We start from the raw sequence: 3,325 nt of genomic DNA, 5'->3' as shown, positions 1-3,325 counted from the left end.
CTCTCCGCGAGTCCAACAGCTTCCGTCCCTGCGGAGAGCCCCCCTCACCCCAACCCTCTCCCTGCAAGCGGGGCGAGGGAGCGCCGCGCCGACGCGGATAGAGTAATGGTCCATTGCGTTCGAAGAGCCCGATAAACCGGACTCCACTTCGCCTCAAAACGTCCTAAAATCATCGGGGAAGGGATCACCGACATCGCATGACCGCGCCGACCGACGATCCATCGCCGAACCTGCCGCGCGGCTGGCTGCGCGCGGTGGTGGTGTCGGCGATCGCATTCGCCTTCGTCGGCGCGGCGGCCGGCTTCATCGTGTTCCTGTCGCAATTGCGCGGCGCCGAGGTCGCACCGGACCGCAAGGCGGACGGCATCGTGGTCTTGACCGGCGGCTCCTCGCGGGTCTCCGACGCGATGGAGTTGCTGGCTGCCGGCTACGGCAAGCGGCTCCTGATCTCGGGCGTGCACCCGACCTCCACGGCGAGCGACATTTCCCGGACGCTGCCGGAGAACCAGTCCTTCATGCATTGCTGCGTCGATCTCGACCGCACCGCGGTCTCGACCCGCGGCAACGCGGCGGAAGCGCGGCGCTGGGCCGAGGGGCGCGGCTTCAAATCGCTGATCGTTGTCACCTCCAACTATCACATGCCGCGCGCGCTCGCGGAATTCTCGCATGCGATGCCGGAGACGACGCTGATCCCGTTCGCGGTGGTCGGCGAAAAATGGCGCGAGGAGCCGTGGTGGACCTCGGCTTCGACGCTGCGGCTGCTGCTGTCGGAATATGTCAAATATATCGCCGCCGAGCTCAGGGTGCGGCTGGAGGATTTCGGGATTGACCTTTCTCCCGAAGTATCGGAGCAGCCTCAAGGCTCCCAGCCGAAACGGCCTGCCACCGCGCAGGCGAACTGACAGACCCTTGATCGGATTGTCCGGATGTTCTCGATTTTCCTGCGTTCGCTCCTCTTCAACGTCCTGTTCTATGCCGTCCTGGTGGTTTGCGCCATCATTGCACTCCCGACCTTCCTGATGCCGCCGCGGGCGATGCTGACGGTCGCCGGATGGTGGGCCGGCGCGGCGCTGTACCTGATGCGCGTGATCTGCAACATCAAGGTCGAATTCCGGGGCGTCGAGAAGATCCCGGAGGGACCGCTGGTCATTGTCTCCAAGCACCAGTCGTTCTGGGAGACGTTCGCGCTGCTGCCCTATTTCAATCGTCCGATCTTCATCCTCAAGCGCCAGCTTATATACATTCCGGTATTCGGCCAGTTCCTGATCAAGACCGGCATGATCTCGATCGACCGGAGCGCCGGCGTCAAGGCGCTGCTGGATATGACGCGCCGGGCCCGCAGTGCCGTGCGCGGCGGTTGCCAGCTCGTGATCTTCCCCGAAGGCACGCGCCGCGCGCCGGGCGCAGCGCCGGACTACAAGACCGGATTTGCCCAGATCTATTCCGCATGCGGCGTACAATGTCTGCCGGTGGCGCTCAATTCCGGTCTGTTCTGGCCGCGCCGCAATTTCATGCGTTACCCGGGAACGCTGATGGTGGAATTCCTCGATCCGCTGCCGCCCGGCCTGCCGAAGGACGAATTCATTACGCGTGTGCGCGACACGATCGAAGGCGCGACTGGTCGTATCGTCGAGGCAGGGCGGGCCGAACAGGAACGCTTGATCGGTGCTGCGCCGAGCTACGAGCGCGGCTAGCGGTTCTCGCGATCCTCGACCGGAGCCGGGGCGTGCAGGGAATGCGCTTCGCCGTGCAGCATGGTCGCGAGTTGATGCAGCTGCGCGTCGCGAAAACCTTCGGCCTCGATCGCCTTCACCGTCGCCGTCACGTAATCGCGGTTGGCGCCGGACTGGCCGTGGCCCTGGAGCACGTGGCGGTGCTGCTCGGTGAGCGACAGCCGCCCGGCATATTGCACATGGCCGCGGTCGACGACATAGGCGAGCGCGGAGACGCGCTGCCGGGCGTCGTTCTCGAGCCACACCGAGCGCATCACCTCGCGATAGACCGACGTCACCTGCTCGCGCGCCCTCAGGTAATCGACCACGTCGGCGCGATTCTTCTCCGCGACGCGGAAGGCGATGCCGCGGCAGGCGCCGCCGCGGTCGAGCCCCAGCACCAGGCCCGGCTTTTCCGGCGTGCCGCGATGCACGAAGGAATAGACGCAGAGCGCGCGATGCTCGCCGACCAGCCGCGCCGGGACGCGTTCCTCGAATTCGAAGCCCGGCCGCCACATCAGGGAGCCGTAGCCGAACACCCAGAGGTCGCCTTTGGCTGATGTGACGGAGGGGAGGGTGATTTCCGACATTTCGGGCACGGCTAGCAGAACCGCGCCCTCAAGCGAAGCGAATTCTCCGCCTTTCGTCGCAGGCCGACCTCGCTTACATTTGACAAAATCTGGGGTCAAAGGGTCGCCGCATGTCCGATATGACCGCCGCCGCAGGCCGGCGCCCCCGCTGGGGCCTATTCATCGCACCCGTCCTCCTCCTGATCCTTGCCGCAGCCTGGAGCGGCTTCTGGTTCTATGCCGCCTCGCAGGCCGAGGTCGCCGCCGACGCCTGGCGGGCGCAGGAGGCCAAATCCGGCCGCATCTATGATTGCGCCAAGCGCTCGATCGCCGGCTTTCCGTTCCGCTTCGAGGTGCAGTGCTCCGGCGCCAGCGTCGCCCTGGTGTCGCAGAATGCGAGCAAGACGCCGTTCACGGCCAAGCTCGACAACATCTTGGTCGTCGCCCAGGTCTACGACCCCAGGCTCGTCATCGCCGAATTCTCGGCGCCGGCGACGCTGACCGACGGCATCACGCAAAATTCGTTCGTGGTGAACTGGAGCAAGGGGCGCAGCAGCGTGGTCGGCTTGCCGGCCGTGCCGGAGCGCGCCTCCATCGTGTTCGACGATCCCACCATCAACCGGCTCGACGGCAGCGTGCCGGTGCCGCTCGCGCGCGCCAAGCAGATCGAGCTGCATGGACGCCTCGCCGATGGTTCGCCGCCCGCCCATCCGGTCATCGAGACCGTGCTTCATGTCGCGCAGGGCAGCATCCAGGGCGTTCATCCCTTGCTCGCCGAGCCGTTCGAGGCCGACACGCGCGCCAAGATCACCGGCCTGTCCGACCTCACGCCGAAACCCTGGCCGCAGCGCTTCCGCGAGATCCAGGCCGCCGGCGGTCATATCGAAATCGTGCAGTCCCGGATCCAGCAGGGTGAGATGATCGCGGTCGCGGCCGGCACGCTCGCCCTCTCGGCCAATGGCCGTCTCGACGGCGAATTGCAGATGACGATGACGGGCCTCGAGCGGGTCATTCCGGCGCTCGGCATCGAGAAGATGCTGGAAG

At 66.0% G+C, this 3,325-nt stretch carries 4 protein-coding genes; 3 read left to right on the top strand and 1 reads right to left on the bottom strand.

Going from position 1 to position 3,325, the window contains the following annotated elements:
* Window positions 1–197: 197 nt before the first annotated feature.
* Window positions 198–902 (top strand): YdcF family protein, encoded by a 705-nt coding sequence (locus ACXJL8_RS37205; protein ID WP_456617317.1) that lies wholly within the window; start codon window positions 198–200, stop codon window positions 900–902.
* Window positions 903–926: 24 nt separating this feature from the next.
* Complete coding sequence (locus ACXJL8_RS37200) at window positions 927–1,694, top strand: lysophospholipid acyltransferase family protein (protein ID WP_456617318.1); 768 nt, start codon at window positions 927–929, stop codon at window positions 1,692–1,694.
* Here the strand turns inward: ACXJL8_RS37200 and ACXJL8_RS37195 are convergent.
* Window positions 1,691–2,302: a gamma-glutamylcyclotransferase gene (locus ACXJL8_RS37195; RefSeq protein WP_456617319.1), complete on the bottom strand. Its 612-nt coding sequence runs from the start codon at window positions 2,300–2,302 to the stop codon at window positions 1,691–1,693. The two genes, ACXJL8_RS37200 and ACXJL8_RS37195, sit on opposite strands and share 4 nt — an antisense overlap.
* 110 nt (window positions 2,303–2,412) lie before the next feature.
* Between ACXJL8_RS37195 and ACXJL8_RS37190 the strand changes: the two genes are divergently transcribed.
* Window positions 2,413–3,325: DUF2125 domain-containing protein (locus ACXJL8_RS37190; RefSeq protein ID WP_456686632.1), on the top strand; the 913-nt coding region annotated here is incomplete at its 3' end.

Source organism: Bradyrhizobium sp. P5_C11_2 (assembly GCF_054049755.1).
The sequence above is the reverse complement of the archived record's forward strand: the minus strand, read 5'-3'. Positions and strand labels throughout refer to the sequence as shown.